Genomic DNA, 19,732 nt, shown 5'->3' with positions numbered 1-19,732 from the left:
TCGCTGTGGACGGGGCGGCGTCACGCCTCCCCGAAGCCGGTCTCGACCAGGGCGGCCAGGGCATCCACGGCGGGCACGCCTCCGTCGTCGGACGACGCGATCTCGGCTGTGGTCCCCGCGGTCAGTCCGAGCGACATGATGCCGAGCAGGCTCTTGGCGTCTTTGCCGTTGACGGTGACGGACGCGCCGAACGTGTTGGCGAGCTTGACGAACTCGGCAGCAGGCCTGGCGTGAAGACCGTCCTTGTTGCGCAGGACGACCTCACGGACGTACCGGCCGGTCGGCGCGGCTGGTGCCGCGGCTGCCGCCGTGGCGGCGGGAGCGGATGCAGCTGCGTCGGCCCACGCAGTCCGCGCACCCTCCGCAGCCGCGACGACCTCGGCGAGACCGGCGCCGCTCTCCGCAGCCACCGCCGCGGCGACACCGCCTTCCACGAACGGCACGTCGATGACGGCCACCGCCGCCCGCTGCTCGTCCGACAGGAATTCGAGCACGGTCTCGGCCGTCAAAAGCGCTGAGCCGAGGTCGCTGATGACGACGACCCCCGCCCCGCCGTCCGCCTCGCCGACAGCGGCGTTGACCTTGGCGAAGCTCGTCCCGATCCCGTCGTCGTCCGTTCCACCGGCGGCGAGCAGCCGCACGGACGGCGCCATCTGCCCAGCAAGGGCGACAGTGCCGTCCGCCAGCTGCACGCTGTGCGACACGAAGACGATACCGACACGCCGCTCAGTCATCGGCCGCCGCCTCTGCCGCTGCACGGAGCAGGAGCGCGGTCGACTGCGCACCGGGGTCCCTGTGACCGGCCGACCGTTCGCCCAAGTAGCTCGCGCGCCCCTTGCGGGCCACGAGCGGCTCCGTTGCGACGGCCCCCGCCTCTGCGGCGTCGGCTGCTTCGCGCAGCACGTCGGCCGGCGTCCCGCCGTCCTCCGCTGCGGTCGATGCCGCCGTCACGGCAGGGGTCCAGGCGTCGATCATGGTCTTGTCCCCGACCTCCGCCTTGCCGCGGGAGACGATCCCGTCGCGGGCGGCGGCGAGGACGGCGACCAGCGTGTCCGCGTCGATCTGCGTGGCGTCGCCGATCGGGTCGCCCGCCTTCAGGAACGCTGTCCCGTAGAGCGGGCCCGACGCGCCGCCGACCGTGGAGATGAGGGTCATGGCGATCGACCGGAACGCGGCGTTCGGCGTCGCGTCCTCCGGTAGCTTTCCGAGCGCATCCACCACGGCGCGCATCCCGCGGTCCATGTTCTCGCCGTGGTCGCCGTCGCCGATCTCGCGGTCGAGCGTGTTCAGCTCGTGCTTGTGCTCGGCGATGACGGCAGCGGCGGCCGTCATCCAGGACTTCACCCAGTTCGTGTCGAGCGCCATGAGCGCCTCCTCTCGTACGGTTCTCAGAGTCCCCAGCGGAGTGCGGCGGTGTGCACCGGCGCATCCCAGAGGGCGGTCAGTTCGTCGTCCAGCTTCAGCACCGAGATGGATGCTCCCTGCATCTCGAGGGAGGTCACCAGGCTGCCGACCAGGGAACGGCCGAGGGTGATGCCGCGCTCGTCCAGGATCTGAGCCGCGCGCCGGAACACGATGTACAGCTCGGACAGCGGAGTGCCTCCCATCCCGTTGACGAACAGCAGCACCGAGTCCCCGGATGCGAACGGGAGGTCGTCGAGGATCGCGGCCATCATGCGGTCCACCAGCGCGTCGGCCGGCTGCACCTTGACCCGCTCCCTGCCGGGCTCGCCGTGGATGCCGACACCGAACTCGATCTCGTCGTCCGCCAGGTCGAAGCCGGGCTCCCCCGCGTGCGGAACCGTTCCGGCCGACAACGCGAGGCCGATCGACCTGACGTTGGCGTTGACCCTCTCCGCGATGGCGGTGACCCCGTCGAGGTCGTCTCCACGATCGGCTGCCGCCCCGGCGATCTTCTCTACGAGCACCGTGCCTGCGACGCCGCGACGCCCAGCGGTGTACAGCGAGTCCTGCACAGCCACGTCGTCGTTGGTGACGACCGCCCTGACCGTGATGCCCTCCGCCGCGACCAGATCGGCGGCCGTCTCGAAGTTCAGCACGTCTCCGGTGTAGTTCTTCACGATGTGCAGTACGCCGGCGCCGCCGTCCGCCGCTTTCGTCGCTTCGACGATCGGCATGGGCGTCGGAGAGGTGAACACCTCGCCTGGGACGGCGGCATCGAGCATCCCTTTGCCGACGAAACCGGCATGCAGGGGTTCGTGACCGCTTCCGCCGCCGCTGATCAGGCCGACCTTGCCCTGCACAGGACCGTCGGTCCTGGACACGAAGCGCGGGTCGTGGGACACCTTCACGATGTCCGAGTGAGCTCGGGCGAATCCGTCGAGGGATTCGTCCACGACGTCGGGTACGCCGTTGATGAGCTTCTTCATCGAAACCCTTTCCACTGCTGTCAGTGCGTCGCCGCTATCCATTCCTCGAGCTTCGCGGCCGCAGCCCCGGAGTCGATCGCTTCGGCGGCGATCGCCATTTGCGAACGGAACCGATCCAGGATGGCTTCCTGAACCCTCGACGGGTCGGACGCGAGCTCGTATGCCACGAGCCCTGCCGCCGCGTTGAGCAACACGATGTCGCGCACGGGGCCTGTTTCGCCCGCGAGCACGGCACGTACGACGCCGGCGTTGTACGCGGCGTCCTTTCCGAGCAGATCGTCCATCTTCGCGCGGGGGATGCCCAGGTCGCGCGGGTCGATGTCGTGCTCGGTGACGAGGCCTCGGGAGACCTCCCAGACGTGGCTGTGGCCGGTGGTCGACAGCTCGTCGAGACCGTCGTCTCCGCGGAAGACCAGCGCGGTCGCGCCGCGGGTCTGGAAGACGCCGACGAACAGGGGCACGCGGTCGAGCGATGCGACGCCGACGGCGGAGGCCTCCGGCCTGGCCGGGTTGCACAGCGGGCCGAGGTAGTTGAACACGGTCGGGACGCCGAGCTGGGCGCGGACGGGGCCCGCGTTCGCGAATCCGGGGTGGAAGGCGCTCGCGAACGCGAAGGTGATCCCGGCCTTCTCCAACACCTCCGCCACCTTCTCGGCGGGAAGCGTGAGGTCGATCCCGAGCGCCGCGAGCACGTCAGATGAGCCGGACGAGGAGCTCGCCGCCCTGTTGCCGTGCTTGATCACGGGCACTCCGGCCGCCGCGGCGACGATGGATGCGGTGGTCGACACGTTCACGGTGCCGAACCTGTCGCCTCCCGTGCCAACGATGTCGAGCGCCATCGGGTTCACAGGGAGCGGAACGGCGTGGTCGAGGATCGCGTCGCGGAAGCCGACGATCTCGTCGACCGTCTCCCCCTTCGCGCGCAGCGCGATGAGGAATCCGGCGACCTGCGCCTCCGTTGCTTCGCCGGTCATCACCTGGTCCATCGCCCACGCCGCGTCTGCCACGCTGAGGTCTTCGCCCCCGAGAAGGGTGGTGAGCACGGACGACCAGGACTGCATTTCCGACATGTACCGATCCTACTGAGCGCGCGCCCTGGTGCGGCAACCCGCGTGGAACAGGCGAATTTAGGGCATCCTAACCAGATTTAACCGCGATTCCGGCCTGTCGGATGAGAAAACCACGGCTTCTTTTCAGCCATAATGGTTACCGTGACGAGCACCTCAATATCTCCTACGGCGAGTGCGCCTACGATCAACCGGCCCAATGTCGTGGCCGTCGGCACCATTGTCTGGCTGGGCAGTGAGGTCATGTTCTTCGCGGGCCTGTTCGCGATCTACTTCACCCTCAAGTCCACGTCCCCCGACCTGTGGGCGGCCGAGACGGCGCACTTGAACATCCCGTACTCGCTGACGAACACGATCATCCTGGTCGCCAGTTCGTTCACCTGCCAGTTCGGTGTGTTCGCCGCGGAGCGCCTGCAGCCGCGCGCAACGGGCTGGAGCCCGATCAAGTGGGGCATGGTCGAGTGGTTCACGGTCTCGTACGCACTCGGCGCCATCTTCGTCTCCGGGCAGATCCTCGAGTACGCAACGCTCGTCTCCGAGGGCATCTCCCTCAGCTCCAACGCATACGGCTCGGCGTTCTACCTGACCACCGGCTTCCACGGCCTCCACGTCACGGGCGGCCTCATCGCGTTCCTCCTCGTCATCGGCCGCGCGTTCGCGGTCAAGACCTTCGGCCACAAGGAGGCGACGAGCGCCATCGTCGTCTCGTACTACTGGCACTTCGTCGACGTCGTGTGGATCGGACTGTTCGCGGTCATCTACATCATCAGATAGAACAACAGGAGCTGACCTACCCACCATGCGTCCGAAAAACCGCACCAAGACGAAGACCGTCCGCAAGGGCGGCCGCCGTCATCCCCTCGCCACCGTCGCGCTGATCGCGATCGGCCTCGGCCTCACCGGAGGCGCGTACGCGGCGTTCAACACGACCACCGCGTCCGCTGAGACCCAGCAGGTCCAGGCCGCGTCGCAAGACACGGTCGACCAGGGCAAGAAGCTGTTCCAGTCGAACTGCGCCACCTGCCACGGCCTCGACGCCCAGGGAACCGTCAACGCACCGAGCCTCATCGGCGTCGGCGCCGCCTCCGTCGACTTCCAGGTCGGCACGGGCCGCATGCCGATGCAGATGCAGGGCCCGCAGGCCCCGGAGAAGCCGGTCCAGTTCACCGACGAGCAGGTCAAGCAGCTCGCAGCGTACGTCGCATCGCTGGCTCCTGGCCCCTCGATCCCCGAGCAGAAGTACCTCGACGGCAAGGGCGACGCCGCCAACGGTGCAGAGCTCTTCCGCATCAACTGCGCGATGTGCCACAACGTCGCCGGCGCCGGTGGCGCACTGACGGAGGGCAAGTACGCTCCCCCGCTCACCGGCGTGAGCGCCCAGCACATCTACGAGGCCATGGTCACGGGCCCGCAGAACATGCCCGTGTTCAACGACCTGAACATCACGCCGCAGGGCAAGGCAGACATCATCACGTACCTCAAGTACATCCAGAACAACCCGTCCCCCGGCGGCTTCGAGCTCGGTTCGCTCGGCCCGGTCGCGGAGGGTCTCTTCCTCTGGATCTTCGGACTCGGCGCCATCGTCGCGCTGACCGTCTGGATCACGGCGAAGTCGAACTAGCCGGTACTCGGGACATGTCACAGCTTAAGAAGGAGAACAATGGCACACGACGATAACAGCGGTCACGAGCTGACCTCTGCCAGTTCGTCAGCCGTCGACGTGCACAGGACGGGCGACCCGGGAACGGCGCTGATCATCCGCGACGAGCTGGAGAACCCCGGCTTCCCGCCGCACCGCCCCCGCGTCACCGACCTCGACCCCAAGAAGGAGCGTCGGGCGGAGCGCACCGTATACACGCTCTTCTACCTGTCGATCGTCGGCAGCGTCTGGGCCGTCGCGGCGTACATGGCGTTCCCGATCAACGACAGCGACCCCGGCTCCGTCCGCCTGAACAACCTGTTCATCGGCATCGGCATCGCCCTCGCACTCCTCGCTATCGGCATCGGCGCTGTGCACTGGGGCAAGGCCCTCATGCACGAGAAGGAGGGCGTCGACCTCCGTCACCCCGTCCGCGGGGCCGAGTCGACCACCGAGCGTGCAGCCGAGATCTTCAAGCAGGCAGACGAGGAGTCCGGTTTCAGCCGTCGCGTGCTCGTGCGCAACAGCTTGATCGGCGCCCTCATCGCCTTCCCGCTGCCCGCTGTCGTCCTCTTCCGCGGGCTCGCTCCGCAGAACGACGACCCGGTGGAGCTGCTCTCGCAGACCATGTGGGCCAAGGGCATCCGCCTCACCCGCGACCCGTCCGGCACGCCGATCAAGGCGTCCGACGTCACACTCGGCAGCGCCTTCCACGTCATCCCGGAAGGGTTGAACGAGAAGGAGAACCGTCTCGAGGAGAAGGCCAAGGCGGCCGTCCTCCTCATGCGCCTCAAGCCCGAAGACCTCCACGTCTCCAAGGGCCGTGAGAACTGGAACTACGACGGAATCGTCGCATACTCCAAAATCTGCACGCACGTCGGATGCCCCGTCGCACTCTACGAGCAGCAGACCCACCACCTTCTGTGCCCGTGCCACCAGTCGCAGTTCGACATCACGCACGAGGCAGAGGTGATCTTCGGCCCGGCCAAGCGTCCGCTTCCGCAGCTGCCGATCACCGTGGACGCCGATGGCTACTTGGTCGCGCGCAGCGACTTCACCGAGCCTGTCGGCCCGAGCTTCTGGGAGCGTCATTGAGCACCACGACCGCCGCACCTGCCGCGGCACAAGCACCGGCCAAGAAGGGTGGGTTCACGGCAGCAGCCGCGAACTACCTGGAAGACCGCACCAGCATCTCGGGCGCCGTCAAGGAGTTCGGCCGGAAGATCTTCCCCGACCACTGGTCCTTCCTCCTCGGTGAGGTCGCCCTCTACTCGTTCATCGTCATCCTGCTGTCCGGAACGTTCCTCACGTTCTTCTTCCAGGCATCGATGGCCGAGGTGGTCTACCACGGCTCGTACGTCCCGCTGAAGGGCGTCGAGATGTCGGCCGCGATGTCGAGCACGCTCAACATCTCGTTCGAGATCCGCGGTGGGCTGCTCATGCGTCAGATCCACCACTGGGCGGCTCTGCTGTTCGTGGCGGCCATCGGCCTGCACATGCTCCGCATCTTCTTCACGGGCGCGTTCCGCAAGCCGCGCGAGCTCAACTGGGTGATCGGCTTCGTGCTCTTCATCCTCGCGATGGCAGAAGGCTTCACCGGCTACTCGCTCCCCGACGACCTGCTGTCCGGCAACGGCCTCCGCATCATCGACGGTCTGATCAAGGGTCTCCCCGTCGTCGGCACCTGGATCTCGTTCCTGCTCTTCGGCGGCGAGTTCCCCGGCACCGCGATCGTCGGACGACTGTATACGCTGCACATCCTGCTGCTCCCGGCACTCGTGCTCGCGTTCATCGCACTGCACCTGATGTTCGTGGTCATCCACAAGCACACCCAGTACGCGGCCCCCGGCCGCACGCAGGGCAACGTGGTCGGCTACCCGGTGCTCCCGGTTTACGCGGCGAAGGCCGGCGGCTTCTTCTTCATCGTGTTCGGTGTCGTCGCGCTCATGGCGTCCTTCTTCACCATCAACCCGATCTGGAACTACGGTCCGTACGACCCGTCGCCGGTGTCCGCCGGTACCCAGCCCGACTGGTACATCGGCTTCGCCGACGGCGCCCTGCGTCTGGTTCCGCCGGGCTGGGAGTTCGTCTGGCTGGACCGCACCTGGTCGTTCAACATCATCGTGCCTGTCGTGATCCTCGGTGTGTTCATCGTCACCGTGCTGATCTACCCCTTCATCGAGGCGTGGATCACCGGAGACAAGCGTGAGCACCACATCCTGGACCGCCCGCGCAACGCGGCTACCCGCACCGCCATCGGCGCGGCCGGTGTCACGTTCTACGCGGTCTTCTGGGCGGCGGCGAGCTCTGACATCATCGCGACGCACTTCAAGCTCACGATGGAGGGCGTCATCCACGCCCTGCAGGCTCTGCTCATCCTCGGCCCGATCATCGCCTACTTCGTCACCAAGCGCGTCTGCATCGCGCTGCAGAAGAAGGACCGCTCGATCGCACTGCACGGCTATGAGTCCGGCCGTATCGTCAAGCTCCCTGGTGGCGAGTTCATCGAGGTGCACGAGCAGCTCGATGAGTACGAGCGCTGGCGCCTTGTCAGCTTCGAGAGCTACGAGCCGCTGATGATCCGTCCGAACAGCAAGGGCAAGATCACGGTCGGCAACAGGATGCGCGCGAGCATGTCCCGCTGGTTCTTCGAGGACCGCATCGTGCCACCCACCAAGGGCGAGCTCGAGTCGGGCCACGGCCACCACTGAGCCACCTGCTCCACCGACGTGAAAGCGCCGGCCGCGATCTTCGCGCCGGCGCTTTCGCGCATCCAGCTGCCGATTCCTTCCCCGTTGAGAGGCGACCCATGAGTCCGTCCGATGCCGACCGGCTGTCAGGTCTGGCGGAGTGGCTGCGCTGCCCCGTCTGCGGAGAGCCCCTGGAGCCCGCTGGACGCCTCAGGCTCGCCTGCGCTCTTGCACATAGCTTCGACGTGAACAAACGCGGCTACGTGACGCTCCTGGCCGCTGGGACGAAGTTCAAGGGGGACAGCGCAGCTATGCTCGACGCCCGAGATGCGGTGCTCGAGAGCGGCGCATACGCGCCCATCGCCGCCGCGGTCGCCCGCGCGGCGACCGGCACGCGCATCCTCGACGCCGGAGCCGGCACCGGGTACTACCTGCGCGCTGCCCTGGCCGAGCATCCGGATGCGCACGGTCTGGCCATGGACCTCTCCCCCGCCGCCGTCGGCCGCGCAGCCCGCAGCTCCGACCGCATCCACGGGCTCGTCGCGGACACCTGGCAGCCTCTGCCGGTGCGCACGGCTGCAGCAGACAGCGTCATCGACGTGTTCGCCCCGCGCAACCTGCCCGAGTTCCACCGGGTGCTCCGTCCGGGCGGAACGCTCGTCGTGGTGGTCCCCCGCGCCGACCACTTGGCCGAGCTGCGCGCCACCGGAGCCATGCTCGACGTTCCCGCAGACAAGGCGGATGAGCTGATCACCACCGCAGAGCCGCTGTTCGCCCTCCAGACGCGCGAACACATCACGAAGGCTCTCGCACTCGACCCCGAACTCCTGGCCGCGCTGGTCGGCATGGGGCCGTCCGCACACCACGCACGGTCCACCCCGCCCGACGATGTCCTCACCGCGACCGTCTCCGTGGACGTCCTCCGGTTCACCCGCTAGCAAGCGAGCCTGCTCAGTTCGAGGTGCGCACCCGGTAGCGCAGGTGCAGCACTGCGCTGCCCTGAACCACGGCCTCTGGACCGTCCAAAAGGTGCTGTACATCGAGCGCGCCGAAGTAGCGCTTGCCCGACCCGAACACGACGGGCACCACGTCCATCCGCACCTCGTCGACCAGCCCGGCCGCGAACACCTGCCCACCCACATCGCCTGCGGCGACCTCGACGATGCGGTCACCGGCGAGCTCCTGCGCCGCGGCCACGGCCGCCTCGACGCCGTCGACGAAGACGAACGGCGCTGCCGGATCCCAGCCCTCCGGCTCCGGCCGGTGCGTCACGACCACCACGTGGTCCACACCACTCGGAGGCTGTCCGTCCCAGCCGTCCGTGAGGTCGAAGACATGACGGCCCACGATCGTCACCGCGATCGCGTCCCAGTACGGCCGCGTGTAGTCGAATGACGTCTGCGACACCGTCAGAGCGCCGCTCTCGTCCAGGGGGACATCGCCACTGACCAACCAGTCGAACAGCGGTCCCGGCTGGTCGTCCTCACCCGCGATGAAGCCGTCGACCGACACCGAGCTGTACATCACTACCGTTCCCACGGGATTCTCCTTTGCGTGTGGCTGCCCATCGTAGCGAGCGGCCGTCGCCGGAGGGGAACGCAGAAGCGCCGCACCCCCGGAGGGATGCGGCGCTTCGAGCGAGTGCGATCAGCGGGCGAAGTAGCCGCGGTAGTACTCGTAGGTCCAGCCGATGATGCAGACGAGCGCGAACGCCACGCCGATGAAGCAGATCCAGAAACCGACCGCGAGGCCGAGCATCACCAGACCGGCGCCGAAGGCGAGAGCCACCGGCCACCAGCTCCACGGGCTGAAGTGGCCCAGCTCCGGGTCGCCGTCGTCGATGTTGGCGTCGAGGCGGTCCTCCGGAAGCTCGCCGCCCTGGGAGGCGTGCGAGCGTCCGACGTAGAACGCGATGAAGGCGGCGAGGATCGCGCTCAGCGTGAGCGCAACCGTTCCGACCCACTCGACCTTCAGGTGCATCGGGTCGAGCAGGCTCCACACCGTGTAGACGATCGCCGAGAGGAAGAAGAAGATCGCGAGGATCCAGAAGAGGATGGCATTGGCTCTCATGGGTTACTTCACCTCGTTGTTCGCGACGTCGAGCACGGGGGCGTCCGGGGCGTCCTTGGCTCCGCCGACACCGATCGGGATGCCCGCCTCCGGGTGGTTCAGGTCGAACGCGGGAGACTCCGAACGGATGCGCGGGATCGACGTGAAGTTGTGGCGCGGCGGCGGGCAGCTGGTCGCCCATTCGAGCGAACGGCCGTAGCCCCACGGGTCGTTCACGGTGACCTTGGGGGCATTGCGCGCCGTGAGGTACACGTTCACGAAGAACGGGATCATCGAGATGGCGAGGATGCCTGCACCGATCGACGAGAGCTGGTTCATCCAGGTGAAGCCGTCGGACGGAAGGTAGGTCGCGTACCGACGCGGCATACCGACGACGCCCAGCCAGTGCTGCACGAGGAAGGTGGTGTGGAAGCCGATGAACAGCAGCCAGAAGTGCCACTTGCCCAGCCGGTCGTTGAGCATCTTGCCCGTCCACTTCGGCCACCAGAAGTAGAAGCCGGCGAACATCGCGAAGACGACGGTTCCGAAGACGACGTAGTGGAAGTGGGCGACGACGAAGTACGTGTCGGACACGTGGAAGTCGAGCGGCGGCGACGCCAGGATGACACCGGTCAGACCACCGAAAGTGAAGGTGATCAGGAAGCCGATCGACCACAGCATCGGCGACTCGAACGTTAGCGAGCCACGCCACATCGTGCCGATCCAGTTGAAGATCTTCACACCGGTCGGCACCGCGATGAGCATCGTCATCAGCGAGAACCACGGCAGCAGCACAGAGCCGGTCACGTACATGTGGTGAGCCCACACGGTGACGGACAGGGCAGCGATCGCGATCGTCGCGTAGATCAGGGTCTTGTAGCCGAAGATCGGCTTGCGGCTGAACACCGGGAAGATCTCCGACACGATGCCGAAGAACGGCAGCGCGATGATGTAGACCTCCGGGTGCCCGAAGAACCAGAACAAGTGCTGCCAGAGCAGGGCTCCGCCGTTGGCGGCGTCGTAGATGTGGGCGTCGAAGACACGGTCGGCCGCGAGGGCGAACATGGCGGCGGCGAGCACCGGGAAGGCCATCAGAACGAGGATCGAGGTGACGAGCGTGTTCCAGGTGAAGATCGGCATGCGGAACATCGTCATGCCAGGAGCGCGCATCGTGATGATCGTGGTGATGAAGTTCACCGCACCGAGGATGGTTCCGAATCCGGACAGACCGAGGCCGACCACCCAGAGATTGCCTCCCACCCCTGGTGAGAACGTCGTACTCGATAGAGGCGCGTACGCGAACCAGCCGAACGACGCTGCACCCTGCGGGGTGAGGAATCCGGCGACCGCGATCAGCGAGCCGAACGAGTAGAACCAGTACGCCAGAGCGTTCAGTCGCGGGAACGCGACGTCAGGCGCACCGATCTGCAGCGGCATGAGCACATTGGCGAAGCCGGCGAACAGCGGCGTCGCGAACATCAGCAGCATGATCGTGCCGTGCATGGTGAAGAGCTGGTTGTACTGCTCCTTGGTCTGCACGACCTCCAGTCCGGGCTCGAACAGCTGAGCACGGATGATGAGCGCCATCACTCCACCGATGAGGAAGTAGATGAACGACGAGATCAGGTACATGTACCCGATCGTCTTGTGGTCGGTCGACGTGATGTAGTTCACGAGGATGTTGCCCTTGCGCTCCACCTGGTTCGCGCCGAGGGCCGGATTGGCTTTCGGTGCGGGCGCCGTGGTCGCCGCTGGGGCCGGTGCTGTCGTCGTCATTCGTGGATGCCCTACTCGTTACCCTTGGGAGCGCCCGTTCCGGGCAGGTTCTGATTACGGTCGTACTCGGAGCCCAGCTGGCCCTCGAAGCCCTTGTCGCGCAGGCTCTGGATGTGGGCGTCGTACACATCCTGCGGAACGATCTTCACGTTGAAGAGCATCGCAGAGTGGTACTCGCCGCAGAGCTCGGCGCACTTTCCGACGAACGTGCCTGTGCGGCCCGTGGTCTCGAAGTACATGTAGTTGGTCTTGCCGGGGATGATGTCCTTCTTGTAAAGCATCGCCGGCACCCAGAAGGAGTGGATCACGTCGCGCGAGTCGAGCTGGATCGTGATCTTCTTACCCTCCGGCAGGTACAGGGTGGGGATCTCGCCCTCCTGCACGGAACCGGGGGTGGCGCTCGCGTCGTCCGGCTGCACCTGGATGCCCGGGTCGTACACGTTGTCCGTCACGTAGTTGAAGTCCCACGCCCACTGCTTCGCGTACACCTGGATCTTGAGGTCCGGCTTCGCGTACGGCTGCTCGATGGCGTTCTGGTCGCGCGCCGTGAAGGCGAAGAAGCCGAGCACGAGGATGAGCGGAACGATCGTGTAGAAGATCTCGATCGGCATGTTGTACCGCATCTGGACCGGCAGGCCGGTCTGTCCCTTGCGGCGGCGGTACATGATGACCGCCCAGACGATGAGACCCCAGACGATCACACCCACGATGAGGAGGACGATCCAGCTCGTCACCCACAGGCCGCTGATGCGCTCCGTGTGGTTGGTGACGGGCTCTTCACCCTCGACGAATCCGGGGAGGAATCCGTTCAGCTGTGCCTGCGTGCATCCCGCGAGAACGACGGCGAGCGTCGCTGCGATCGGGATGGCAGCCCATCGGAGACGGCGATTGTGACGCACCGGTGACCTTTCGAGTGACTCATGGACAGTTCACACGTAACTGTATTTGGCTGTATCCACCCTACTCCGCCGCACGCGCCGATTTGAACAGAAAGGGCCGCCCCGATGGGGCGGCCCTCAACCTTTTCGTGTGCTATAGGAACTCAGTGGAACGAGTCTCCGCAGGCGCAGGAACCGGATGCGTTGGGGTTGTCGATGGTGAAACCCTGCTTCTGAATGGTGTCCTCGAAGTCGATGGACGCGCCATCGAGGTACGGGACGCTCATCTTGTCGACGATGACCTCGACGCCGTCGAAGTCGACCGTGGCGTCTCCGTCGAGCATCCGCTCGTCGAAGTAGAGCTGGTAGATCAGGCCGGAGCATCCACCAGGCTGCACGGCGACGCGCAGGCGCAGGTCGTCGCGGCCTTCCTGCTCGAGCAGGCTCCTGACCTTGCTCGCCGCGGCGTCGGACAGCCCGACGCCGTGCGCCTTCGTCTCTGTCAGCATTGTGTCTGTCATGGGACTCCTTTTACGGGTCTTGTTCGGACTTCTGGAAAATCTGGGACGATTCTACGTCGGAAAACCGGGAAATCACCCCGGGCATTCCGTGACGCCGGTGTCAGCCCTCCGTGCGCGCGTCCAGGCGGGCGAGCAACAGGGCCTCCGCGAGGATCGCCCGCTTGAAGACCCCGAGGTGCAGCGACTCGTTCGGGCTGTGCGCGCGCGAGTCGGGGTCCTCCACACCGGTGACCAGGATCTGCGCCTCCGGGAACTCGCGCACCAGGTCGGCGATGAACGGGATGGAGCCTCCGACGCCGGTCTCGACGGCCTCCTTGCCCCACGCATCCGTCATCGCCCGCTTCGCCTCTGTGGCCGCCCAGCCGTTCGTGTCGACAAGGAACGCCTCGCCTGTGTCGACGTCGTCGATGGCGATGTGCGCCCCGAACGGCGCGTTGGCGCGCAGGTGGCGCTCCAGCGCCGCGTACGCGTCCGCCGCAGGCTGCCCTGGCGCGACGCGCGCGCTGATCCGCACGGCGACGCTCGGCAGCAGCGTGTTGGATGCGTTGGCGACGCTCGGCGCGTCGATGCCGGTGACCGTGACGGTCGGCTGGGACCACATCCTGGACAGGATGGGACCGGTGCCGATGGGCGTCACGCCGTCGAGCAGCGCCGCCTCCTCGCGGAACTGCTCCTCGGTGACGACGGGCGGTTCGGCGGCGTCCGTGCGACCGGTGAAGCCGTCGACGGCGACAGAGCCGTTCTCGTCGTGCAGGGTGGCGAGCAGTGTGACCATGGCGAGCATCGCGTCCGGCGCCGCACCGCCGAACATCCCGGAGTGCGACGCGTGCTCCAGGGTCGACACGGTGAGGCGGAAGGTCACGTTGCCACGCAGCGACACCGTGAGCGCCGGCGTGTCGATGTCCACGTTGTCGGAGTCGGCGACCACGATCACGTCCGCTTCGAGCGCGTCCTTGTTCTGCTGCAGGAAGTTGGCGAAGGAACGGGAGCCGAACTCCTCCTCCCCTTCGATGAACACGGCGAGGCCGAGGTCGAAGTCGTCGCCGAGCGCATCCACGATGGCCCGGACGCTGGCGACGTGCGCCATCACCCCTGCCTTGTCGTCCGCGGCTCCGCGGCCGTACATCCGGTCTCCGCGGACGGTCGGCTCGAACGGCGGGGTGTTCCAGTCCTCGTCCTTGCCCTGGGGCTGCACGTCGTGGTGGGCGTAGAGCAGCACGGTCGGACGGCCGTTCTTCGCGGCGCGCGTGGCGAGCACGGCCGGCTGGCCGTCCTCAGCCCCCTCGCCGATCGGAGCGCGCTTGATCTGGACGCTCTCGAACGCGCCGGTGTCCTCCAGGAGCTTCGCGACGGCGGCGGCGCTTGCGGCGACGTTCGCAGGGTCGAACGCCGACCAGGACACCGACGGGATGCGCACGAGCGACGCGAGATCGGCGACGGTCGACGGCATCGCCGCCTCCACGCTGGCGCGCACGGCCTGCTCTGCTGCTGTGGGTTCGGTGGGCGGGGTCTGCTGTCCGTTCGTCATGACGGTAATCTTAAGCGGACCCCACGAACCGAAGGCTTGACGTTGGCAAAACGAGAGAACCCGCAGGCGACCAAGGCGGAGACGCCGGTCACCGAGACCGCAGAAGAGACGGCTGAGCGTCTGAGGCAGGGCAAGGGCGCCCCGACCCCGACCCGCCGTGAGCAGGAGGCCGCCCGCAAGCGCCCCCTGGTGCCGGAGGACCGCAAGGAGGCGGCACGTCAGGCACGCGCAAAGACGTCGGAGGCCCGCGAGAAGGCGCGCCTCGGCATGGCAGCCGGGGACGACCGCTACCTCACGGCCCGCGACCGCGGTCCACAGCGCCGCTATGTCCGCGACTACGTGGATGCGCGCTTCAGCATCGGCGAGTACCTCATCCCCGTCATGCTGCTGGTGATCGTGCTCTCCTTCCTGCCCGGATACTTCCAGGTGTACGGACTGCTCGCCCTGTGGGCGTTCTTCGCCATCGCCGTCATCGACTGCTTCGTCCTCGGCCTCCTGGTGCGCAAGCGCCTGCGCGAGAAGTTCGGCGAGAGCAAGGTCGAGCGCGGTGTCCGCTGGTACGCGGCCATGCGTGCTCTGCAGCTGCGCGTGATGCGCCTGCCGAAGCCGCAGGTCAAGCGCGGCCAGTTCCCCAGCTGACCGTGACGATCGTCGCAGCAGCGGACGGCTCCGCACTGGGCAATCCTGGTCCTGCCGGGTGGGCGTGGTACGTCGACGACACCACCTGGGCAGCCGGCGGGTGGCCGCACGGCACCAACAACCAGGGCGAGCTGATGGCCGTGATCGACCTGCTCGACTCCACGGCTCACCTCGACGAAGACCTGCGCATCCTGTGCGACAGCCAGTACGTCATCAACGCCGTCACCAAGTGGATGCCGGGCTGGAAGCGCAAGGGCTGGCGCAAGGCAGACGGCTCCCCCGTGCTCAACCGCGAGCTGCTGGAGCGGCTGGACCGCGCCGTTCAGGGCCGCACGTACACCTTCGAGTGGGTCAAGGGCCACGCCGGTCACGAACTCAACGAGGCGGCCGACGTGCGCGCCCGAGCCGTGGCGACGGCGTATCAGAAGGGCGAGCCCATCCCGATCGGACCGGGCTGGCCCGGCCGTGCCCGTGCCGATGAGGCGACGGGCGAGCTGATCGAGGGGACGGCCCCTGCCGCTGCCGGTGTCGGCGCCGCGCAGGAGAGCGTCGAGCTCGACCTGTTCGGCGACCTCGAAGCAGAAGAACTGAGCGCAGCAGAGACCGACGCGGAGGCCGTCGTGCGCCTGGAGCGCGAACTGCTCGACCCAGCGGTGCGCGCAGACGCCTCCAGGGTCGCGGCACTGCTGCACCCCGATTTCGAGGAGATCGGGCGCTCAGGGCGACTCTGGGGACGCGACGCCATCGTGCAGGAGATCGCCGCGGACGACGGTGCTGCCGCCGCCGGTCTGGACGTGCTCGGCACCGAAGCGCTTTCCCCCGAGATCATCCTGCTCACCTCCCGCACTGTGGATGCGCGTGGCAGCTCCCTGCGCAGCTCGCTCTGGCTGCGGGTCGACGGCCGCTGGCGGCTACGCTTCCACCAGGGGACGCCGGAGGCGGAGTAGTCCGCGGTTGATCTGCCTGGCCCACAGCGGGCCGAGGTAGAGGAACGCGGTGTATCCCTGCACCAGGGTGGCGCCCGCATCCAATCGCGCCTGCACATCGGCGGCCGTCTCGACGCCGCCGACCGAGATGACGCAGAGGTCGGCCGGGACGTTCGCGCGGATCAGTTTCAGCACGGCGAGCGACCTGTCGGCCAGCGGAGCGCCGGACAGGCCGCCGGCGCCCGCCGCCTCGACCACGGCGGGGTCTGTGCGCAGGCCGTCGCGGCTGATGGTCGTATTCGTGGCGATGATGCCGGCGAGACCGAGGTCGACCACGAGCTCGGCGATCTTCGCGACCTGCTCGTCGGTGAGGTCGGGCGCGATCTTGACCAGGAGCGGCTTCTCCCCCGCGACCTCTTTCACGGCGCTGAGCAGCGGAGCGAGGAGGTCGAGCTCCTGCAGGCCGCGCAGGCCGGGAGTGTTCGGCGAGCTGACGTTCACGACGAGGTAGTCGGCGACCGGCGCGAGGGCGCGGGCGCTGGTGAGGTAGTCGGCCGTCGCGTCCTCGACGGCGACGACGCGGCTCTTGCCGATGTTGACGCCGAGCACAGGGCGGCTCCGCCTGCGCACGACGCCGAGCAGCCGGTTGGCCGCGGCCCCGGCGCCCTGGTTGTTGAACCCCATCCTGTTGATGACCGCGCGGTCGGGGATGAGACGGAACAGGCGCGGCTTGTCGTTGCCCGGCTGCGCGATGGCGGTGATGGTGCCCACCTCGACGTGACCGAAACCGAGTGCGCCGAGACCGAGCACGGCCTCGCCGTTCTTGTCGAACCCGGCCGCAACGCCGAACGGCGAGTCGAACCGCAGGCCGAGGGCCTCGACGGCGAGGGACGCATCCGGGGCGGTGAACCGGCGTACGAGACGGCCGAGCCCCAGCACGGGGAGGGCGCGGATCACCAGGAACGCCAGGTGGTGTGCGCGCTCAGGATCGAGCTTCGACAGGACGAGGGAGAAGAGTGTGCGATACATGCCTGTACGAGGATACCGGGCGCGCGGCGCGGCGGCGTGTCAGGTGGCGATCCCGCCGGACGTCGAGCGACCGTCAGACGGTGCCGGTCTGCGCATCCACCGGGTCGCCGTGGTGCTCGATGCGGAGCTGCTGGATGGCGTCGTCGAAGTCGTCGAGGGAGTCGAAGCCCTGGTAGACGCTCGCGAATCGCAGATAGGCGACCTCGTCGAGTTCCCGCAGCGGCGGCAGGATGGCGAGGCCGATGTCGTTGGCCTCGATCTGCGATGCGCCGGTGGAGCGGATGGTCTCCTCCACCTTCTGCGCCAGCACGGCGAGGTCCGAGTCCGTCACCGGACGACCCTGGCAGGCCTTGCGGACGCCGAGCACGATCTTCTCGCGGCTGAACGGTTCGGCCACTCCGCTGCGCTTGATGACGCTCAGGCTCGCCGTCTCCGTGGTGGAGAACCGGCGACCGCACTCCGGGCACTGCCGACGGCGACGGATCGACAGCCCGTCGTCGCTCGTGCGGGAGTCGATGACACGGGAATCCGGGTGGCGGCAGAAAGGGCAGAACATGGTGAGACGATTCTACCGTTCGACAGACCCCATCCTGGGGACGTGCGGCGCTCTACGGGAAACGCGCGGTCACGGCCTCGCCGTGCGCCGGCAGATCCTCAGCACTGGAGAGCGCGACGATGCGATCCGCCACCTGCTGCAGCGCAGGACGGTCGTACCGGATGACCTGTTGTGGGCGCAGGAACGAGTACGCGCCGAGTCCGGACGAGAACCGCGCCTGACCGCCGGTGGGCAGCACGTGGTTGGAGCCGGCGAGGTAGTCGCCGAGGCTCACCGGAGAGTGGGCGCCGAGGAAGATGGCGCCGGCGCTGTCGATGGTGGCGAGGACCGCATCCGGGTCGGCGGTCTGGATCTCCAGGTGCTCGGGACCGTATGCGTTGCTGAACGCGGCGGCCGCGGCCACGTCGTCGACGAGCACGATGGCAGACTGCTGACCGGAGAGCGCGGTCCGAACGCGCTCCGCGTGCTTGGTGGCAGAAGCGATGGCCTCCAGCTCCGCCACGACGCGCTCGGCGAAGGCCGGGCTGTCGGTGACGAGCAGGGAGGCAGCAGCCTCGTCGTGTTCCGCCTGGCTGACCAGGTCGGCGGCGACGAACCGCGCATCCGCAGTGTCGTCGGCGATCACCAGGATCTCCGTGGTGCCCGCCTCCGCATCGATGCCGGTCTGCCCGCGCACGACACGCTTCGCTGCGGCGACGTAGATGTTGCCTGGGCCGGTGATGACCTGCACAGGCTCGAGCCCGATCTCTTCGACGCCCCAGGCGAGCGCGCCGATCGCACCGGCGCCGCCCATCGCGTACACCTCGTCGATGCCGAGCAGTCCGGCAGCGCCGAGGATGGCGGGGTGCACCGATCCCCCGAACTCGCGCTGCGGCGGGCTGACGAGAGCGATGGATGCGACGCCTGCGACCTGCGCAGGCACCGCGTTCATGACGACGCTCGACGGGTAGGCGGCCTTGCCGCCAGGAACGTAGAGTCCTGCTCGCTCGACCGGCTGCCAGCGCTGCACGACGGTCGCGCCTGGACCGATGCGGGTCTCCGCCGGCGGAGGCACCTGGGCTGCTGTCGCCTCGCGCACGCGGGCGATGGCCTCCTCGAGTGCCGAGCGGACATCCGCCGGCAGGTTCTCGACCGCGCGGTCGATGTCCTCCTGCGGCACCCGCACCGAGGCGGGGGCGCCACCGTCGAACCTCTCCGCCTGCGCGGCAAGAGCCGCTGCGCCATGCGTCTTCACATCCTCGATCAGCTCGGACGCCACCGTGAGCGCGACCGACACGTCCACGACGGGACGGGGGACGACGCGCTGGAAGGCGGCGCGGGTAGGCTGGATTCCGCGGAGATCAATGGTCTGCATCATGACCAGACAAGACTATCCGCAACCCGGAATACCCAGGAGCCCGACCGCGCTGATGCATACGTATGAATAGTTCGCCCGCACCCCAGAACCCGCAGAGCTCGGACAACGCCCAGGGCCGGCCACAGCTGCCCGCCGACCGCGTCGAGCCGGACGTAACACCGGACCTGACCGCCTTCCGCCAGTCGTTCCGGCGTCATGCGGCAGGGGTCGCCATCATCACGGCGCTCTCCCCCGACGGCACGCCGGTCGGCTTCACCGCGACCTCGCTCGCCTCGCTGGCCGCCGTGCCCCCGCTGGCGACATTCAACATCGCCCGCTCCGCGTCGAGCTGGCCGGCCATCTCCGAGACCGACCGCGTGGTCATCCACATGCTCGGCGTTCGCAATCGCGCCGTCGCAGAGAAGCTGGCGGGCGACAACGCGCTGCGCTTCGACGGAGACCACTGGTATCCAGGGCCGCACGGCCTCCCCGTCATCAAGGACGTGACCAGCTGGATGGTCGGCCGCATCGTGGAGCGGGTCTCCGTGCACAACAACGCGGTCGTGGTCGTCCAGATCGAGGACGGCGAGGTCGGCGACGACGACGCCGCACTCTTGTACCACGAGCGCCGCTACCTCACCCCCGGCGACCCCGCCTGACCCACACCATCGAGCCGGGACTCGTGCACGCCTGACCACGGCGTGTCGC

Annotated in this window: 21 protein-coding genes; 8 read left to right on the top strand and 13 right to left on the bottom strand. The window is 67.6% G+C overall.

Annotated features, from left to right (window positions below; genetic code table 11):
* Positions 1–20: 20 nt before the first annotated feature.
* Genes dhaM through trpD form a run of 4 tightly spaced genes read right to left on the bottom strand, consistent with a single transcriptional unit; the run spans position 21 to position 3,460 of the window.
* Positions 21–734 carry a dihydroxyacetone kinase phosphoryl donor subunit DhaM gene (gene dhaM, locus ASE16_RS14335; protein WP_055896125.1) on the bottom strand — a complete coding sequence of 238 codons (714 nt, stop codon included), beginning with the start codon at positions 732–734 and terminating at the stop codon, positions 21–23.
* The gene (gene dhaL, locus ASE16_RS14330) at positions 727–1,365 is read right to left on the bottom strand and encodes a dihydroxyacetone kinase subunit DhaL (RefSeq protein ID WP_055896122.1); all 639 of its coding nucleotides are present in this window, start codon (positions 1,363–1,365) and stop codon (positions 727–729) included. The genes dhaM and dhaL overlap by 8 nt, the downstream gene beginning before the upstream one ends.
* A gap of 23 nt (positions 1,366–1,388) precedes the next feature.
* Positions 1,389–2,390: a dihydroxyacetone kinase subunit DhaK gene (gene dhaK / locus ASE16_RS14325; protein ID WP_055896119.1), complete on the bottom strand. Its 1,002-nt coding sequence runs from the start codon at positions 2,388–2,390 to the stop codon at positions 1,389–1,391.
* A gap of 20 nt (positions 2,391–2,410) precedes the next feature.
* A complete protein-coding gene (gene trpD, locus ASE16_RS14320; RefSeq protein ID WP_055896116.1) occupies positions 2,411–3,460 on the bottom strand; it encodes an anthranilate phosphoribosyltransferase in 1,050 nt (349 codons plus the stop codon).
* A gap of 132 nt (positions 3,461–3,592) precedes the next feature.
* Here trpD and ASE16_RS14315 point away from each other — a divergent pair, with 132 nt between their 5' ends.
* The 5 genes from ASE16_RS14315 (at position 3,593) to ASE16_RS14295 (ending at position 8,724) form a co-directional block, all read left to right on the top strand.
* Entirely contained in the window at positions 3,593–4,231 is a 639-nt protein-coding gene (locus ASE16_RS14315; protein WP_200949650.1) for a heme-copper oxidase subunit III, read from the top strand.
* 25 nt (positions 4,232–4,256) lie between these two features.
* Entirely contained in the window at positions 4,257–5,078 is an 822-nt protein-coding gene (locus tag ASE16_RS14310) for a cytochrome c (protein WP_055896110.1), read from the top strand.
* 39 nt (positions 5,079–5,117) lie between these two features.
* Positions 5,118–6,191 carry a ubiquinol-cytochrome c reductase iron-sulfur subunit gene (locus tag ASE16_RS14305; RefSeq protein ID WP_055896104.1) on the top strand — a complete coding sequence of 358 codons (1,074 nt, stop codon included), beginning with the start codon at positions 5,118–5,120 and terminating at the stop codon, positions 6,189–6,191.
* Positions 6,188–7,807 (top strand): cytochrome b, encoded by a 1,620-nt coding sequence (locus ASE16_RS14300; protein ID WP_055896098.1) that lies wholly within the window; start codon positions 6,188–6,190, stop codon positions 7,805–7,807. Before ASE16_RS14305 ends, ASE16_RS14300 begins: the two co-directional genes overlap by 4 nt.
* Positions 7,808–7,905: 98 nt before the next feature.
* Entirely contained in the window at positions 7,906–8,724 is an 819-nt protein-coding gene (locus ASE16_RS14295) for a putative RNA methyltransferase (RefSeq protein ID WP_055896095.1), read from the top strand.
* Between the two features lie 13 nt (positions 8,725–8,737).
* On the opposite strand, the gene ASE16_RS14290 is transcribed toward ASE16_RS14295, so the two are convergent.
* The 6 genes from ASE16_RS14290 to ASE16_RS14265 form a co-directional block, all read right to left on the bottom strand.
* Positions 8,738–9,325, bottom strand: a complete 588-nt coding sequence (locus ASE16_RS14290) for a dihydrofolate reductase family protein (RefSeq protein WP_055896092.1) — start codon at positions 9,323–9,325, stop codon at positions 8,738–8,740.
* 108 nt (positions 9,326–9,433) lie between these two features.
* Positions 9,434–9,856 carry a cytochrome c oxidase subunit 4 gene (locus tag ASE16_RS14285; protein ID WP_055896090.1) on the bottom strand — a complete coding sequence of 141 codons (423 nt, stop codon included), beginning with the start codon at positions 9,854–9,856 and terminating at the stop codon, positions 9,434–9,436.
* A 3-nt stretch (positions 9,857–9,859) separates the two neighbouring features.
* Complete coding sequence (gene ctaD, locus ASE16_RS14280; RefSeq protein ID WP_055896086.1) at positions 9,860–11,611, bottom strand: cytochrome c oxidase subunit I; 1,752 nt, start codon at positions 11,609–11,611, stop codon at positions 9,860–9,862.
* A gap of 11 nt (positions 11,612–11,622) precedes the next feature.
* A complete protein-coding gene (coxB, locus tag ASE16_RS14275) occupies positions 11,623–12,510 on the bottom strand; it encodes a cytochrome c oxidase subunit II (RefSeq protein ID WP_055896083.1) in 888 nt (295 codons plus the stop codon).
* A 143-nt stretch (positions 12,511–12,653) separates the two neighbouring features.
* On the bottom strand, positions 12,654–13,010 hold the full coding sequence (erpA, locus tag ASE16_RS14270; RefSeq protein WP_055896079.1) for an iron-sulfur cluster insertion protein ErpA: 357 nt from the start codon (positions 13,008–13,010) through the stop codon (positions 12,654–12,656).
* A gap of 100 nt (positions 13,011–13,110) precedes the next feature.
* The gene (locus ASE16_RS14265; protein ID WP_055896074.1) at positions 13,111–14,538 is read right to left on the bottom strand and encodes a dipeptidase; all 1,428 of its coding nucleotides are present in this window, start codon (positions 14,536–14,538) and stop codon (positions 13,111–13,113) included.
* Positions 14,539–14,580: 42 nt separating this feature from the next.
* On the opposite strand from ASE16_RS14265, the gene ASE16_RS14260 reads away from it, so the two are divergent.
* Together ASE16_RS14260 and ASE16_RS14255 are read left to right on the top strand one after the other, a co-directional pair.
* Positions 14,581–15,177, top strand: a complete 597-nt coding sequence (locus ASE16_RS14260) for a DUF3043 domain-containing protein (protein ID WP_055896069.1) — start codon at positions 14,581–14,583, stop codon at positions 15,175–15,177.
* Positions 15,178–15,179: 2 nt separating this feature from the next.
* Positions 15,180–16,124 carry a ribonuclease HI family protein gene (locus tag ASE16_RS14255; RefSeq protein WP_055896064.1) on the top strand — a complete coding sequence of 315 codons (945 nt, stop codon included), beginning with the start codon at positions 15,180–15,182 and terminating at the stop codon, positions 16,122–16,124.
* On the opposite strand, the gene ASE16_RS14250 is transcribed toward ASE16_RS14255, so the two are convergent.
* The 3 genes from ASE16_RS14250 to hisD all read right to left on the bottom strand — a co-directional run bounded on the left by ASE16_RS14250 (position 16,089) and on the right by hisD (position 19,045).
* Complete coding sequence (locus ASE16_RS14250) at positions 16,089–17,132, bottom strand: quinone-dependent dihydroorotate dehydrogenase (protein WP_055896059.1); 1,044 nt, start codon at positions 17,130–17,132, stop codon at positions 16,089–16,091. The genes ASE16_RS14255 and ASE16_RS14250 overlap by 36 nt on opposite strands.
* 73 nt (positions 17,133–17,205) lie before the next feature.
* Positions 17,206–17,688, bottom strand: coding sequence for a transcriptional regulator NrdR (gene nrdR, locus ASE16_RS14245; RefSeq protein ID WP_055896056.1), 483 nt, complete (start codon positions 17,686–17,688; stop codon positions 17,206–17,208).
* Positions 17,689–17,740: 52 nt separating this feature from the next.
* Positions 17,741–19,045, bottom strand: coding sequence for a histidinol dehydrogenase (gene hisD / locus ASE16_RS14240; protein ID WP_055896052.1), 1,305 nt, complete (start codon positions 19,043–19,045; stop codon positions 17,741–17,743).
* Positions 19,046–19,107: 62 nt separating this feature from the next.
* On the opposite strand from hisD, the gene ASE16_RS14235 reads away from it, so the two are divergent.
* Complete coding sequence (locus ASE16_RS14235) at positions 19,108–19,683, top strand: flavin reductase family protein (protein ID WP_082581460.1); 576 nt, start codon at positions 19,108–19,110, stop codon at positions 19,681–19,683.
* Positions 19,684–19,732: the final 49 nt, after the last annotated feature.

It is taken from the genome of Leifsonia sp. Root227, from assembly GCF_001428745.1.
Classification (GTDB): Bacteria; Actinomycetota; Actinomycetes; order Actinomycetales; family Microbacteriaceae; genus Leifsonia.
Note: the sequence above shows the minus strand (reverse complement) of the source record. Positions and strands in the feature narration are given on the sequence as shown.

Excerpts from the sequence above, each read along its gene's own strand:
- dhaM (WP_055896125.1), bottom strand. The coding sequence starts at position 734 with ATGACTGAGCGGCGTGTCGGTATCGTCTTCGTGTCGCACAGCGTGCAG.
- dhaL (WP_055896122.1), bottom strand. The coding sequence starts at position 1,365 with ATGGCGCTCGACACGAACTGGGTGAAGTCCTGGATGACGGCCGCCGCT.
- dhaK (WP_055896119.1), bottom strand. The coding sequence starts at position 2,390 with ATGAAGAAGCTCATCAACGGCGTACCCGACGTCGTGGACGAATCCCTC.
- trpD (WP_055896116.1), bottom strand. The coding sequence starts at position 3,460 with ATGTCGGAAATGCAGTCCTGGTCGTCCGTGCTCACCACCCTTCTCGGG.
- ASE16_RS14315 (WP_200949650.1), top strand. The coding sequence starts at position 3,593 with ATGGTTACCGTGACGAGCACCTCAATATCTCCTACGGCGAGTGCGCCT.
- ASE16_RS14310 (WP_055896110.1), top strand. The coding sequence starts at position 4,257 with ATGCGTCCGAAAAACCGCACCAAGACGAAGACCGTCCGCAAGGGCGGC.
- ASE16_RS14305 (WP_055896104.1), top strand. The coding sequence starts at position 5,118 with ATGGCACACGACGATAACAGCGGTCACGAGCTGACCTCTGCCAGTTCG.
- ASE16_RS14295 (WP_055896095.1), top strand. The coding sequence starts at position 7,906 with ATGAGTCCGTCCGATGCCGACCGGCTGTCAGGTCTGGCGGAGTGGCTG.
- ASE16_RS14285 (WP_055896090.1), bottom strand. The coding sequence starts at position 9,856 with ATGAGAGCCAATGCCATCCTCTTCTGGATCCTCGCGATCTTCTTCTTC.
- ctaD (WP_055896086.1), bottom strand. The coding sequence starts at position 11,611 with ATGACGACGACAGCACCGGCCCCAGCGGCGACCACGGCGCCCGCACCG.
- erpA (WP_055896079.1), bottom strand. The coding sequence starts at position 13,010 with ATGACAGACACAATGCTGACAGAGACGAAGGCGCACGGCGTCGGGCTG.
- ASE16_RS14265 (WP_055896074.1), bottom strand. The coding sequence starts at position 14,538 with ATGACGAACGGACAGCAGACCCCGCCCACCGAACCCACAGCAGCAGAG.
- ASE16_RS14250 (WP_055896059.1), bottom strand. The coding sequence starts at position 17,132 with ATGTATCGCACACTCTTCTCCCTCGTCCTGTCGAAGCTCGATCCTGAG.
- nrdR (WP_055896056.1), bottom strand. The coding sequence starts at position 17,688 with ATGTTCTGCCCTTTCTGCCGCCACCCGGATTCCCGTGTCATCGACTCC.
- hisD (WP_055896052.1), bottom strand. The coding sequence starts at position 19,045 with ATGATGCAGACCATTGATCTCCGCGGAATCCAGCCTACCCGCGCCGCC.
- ASE16_RS14235 (WP_082581460.1), top strand. The coding sequence starts at position 19,108 with ATGAATAGTTCGCCCGCACCCCAGAACCCGCAGAGCTCGGACAACGCC.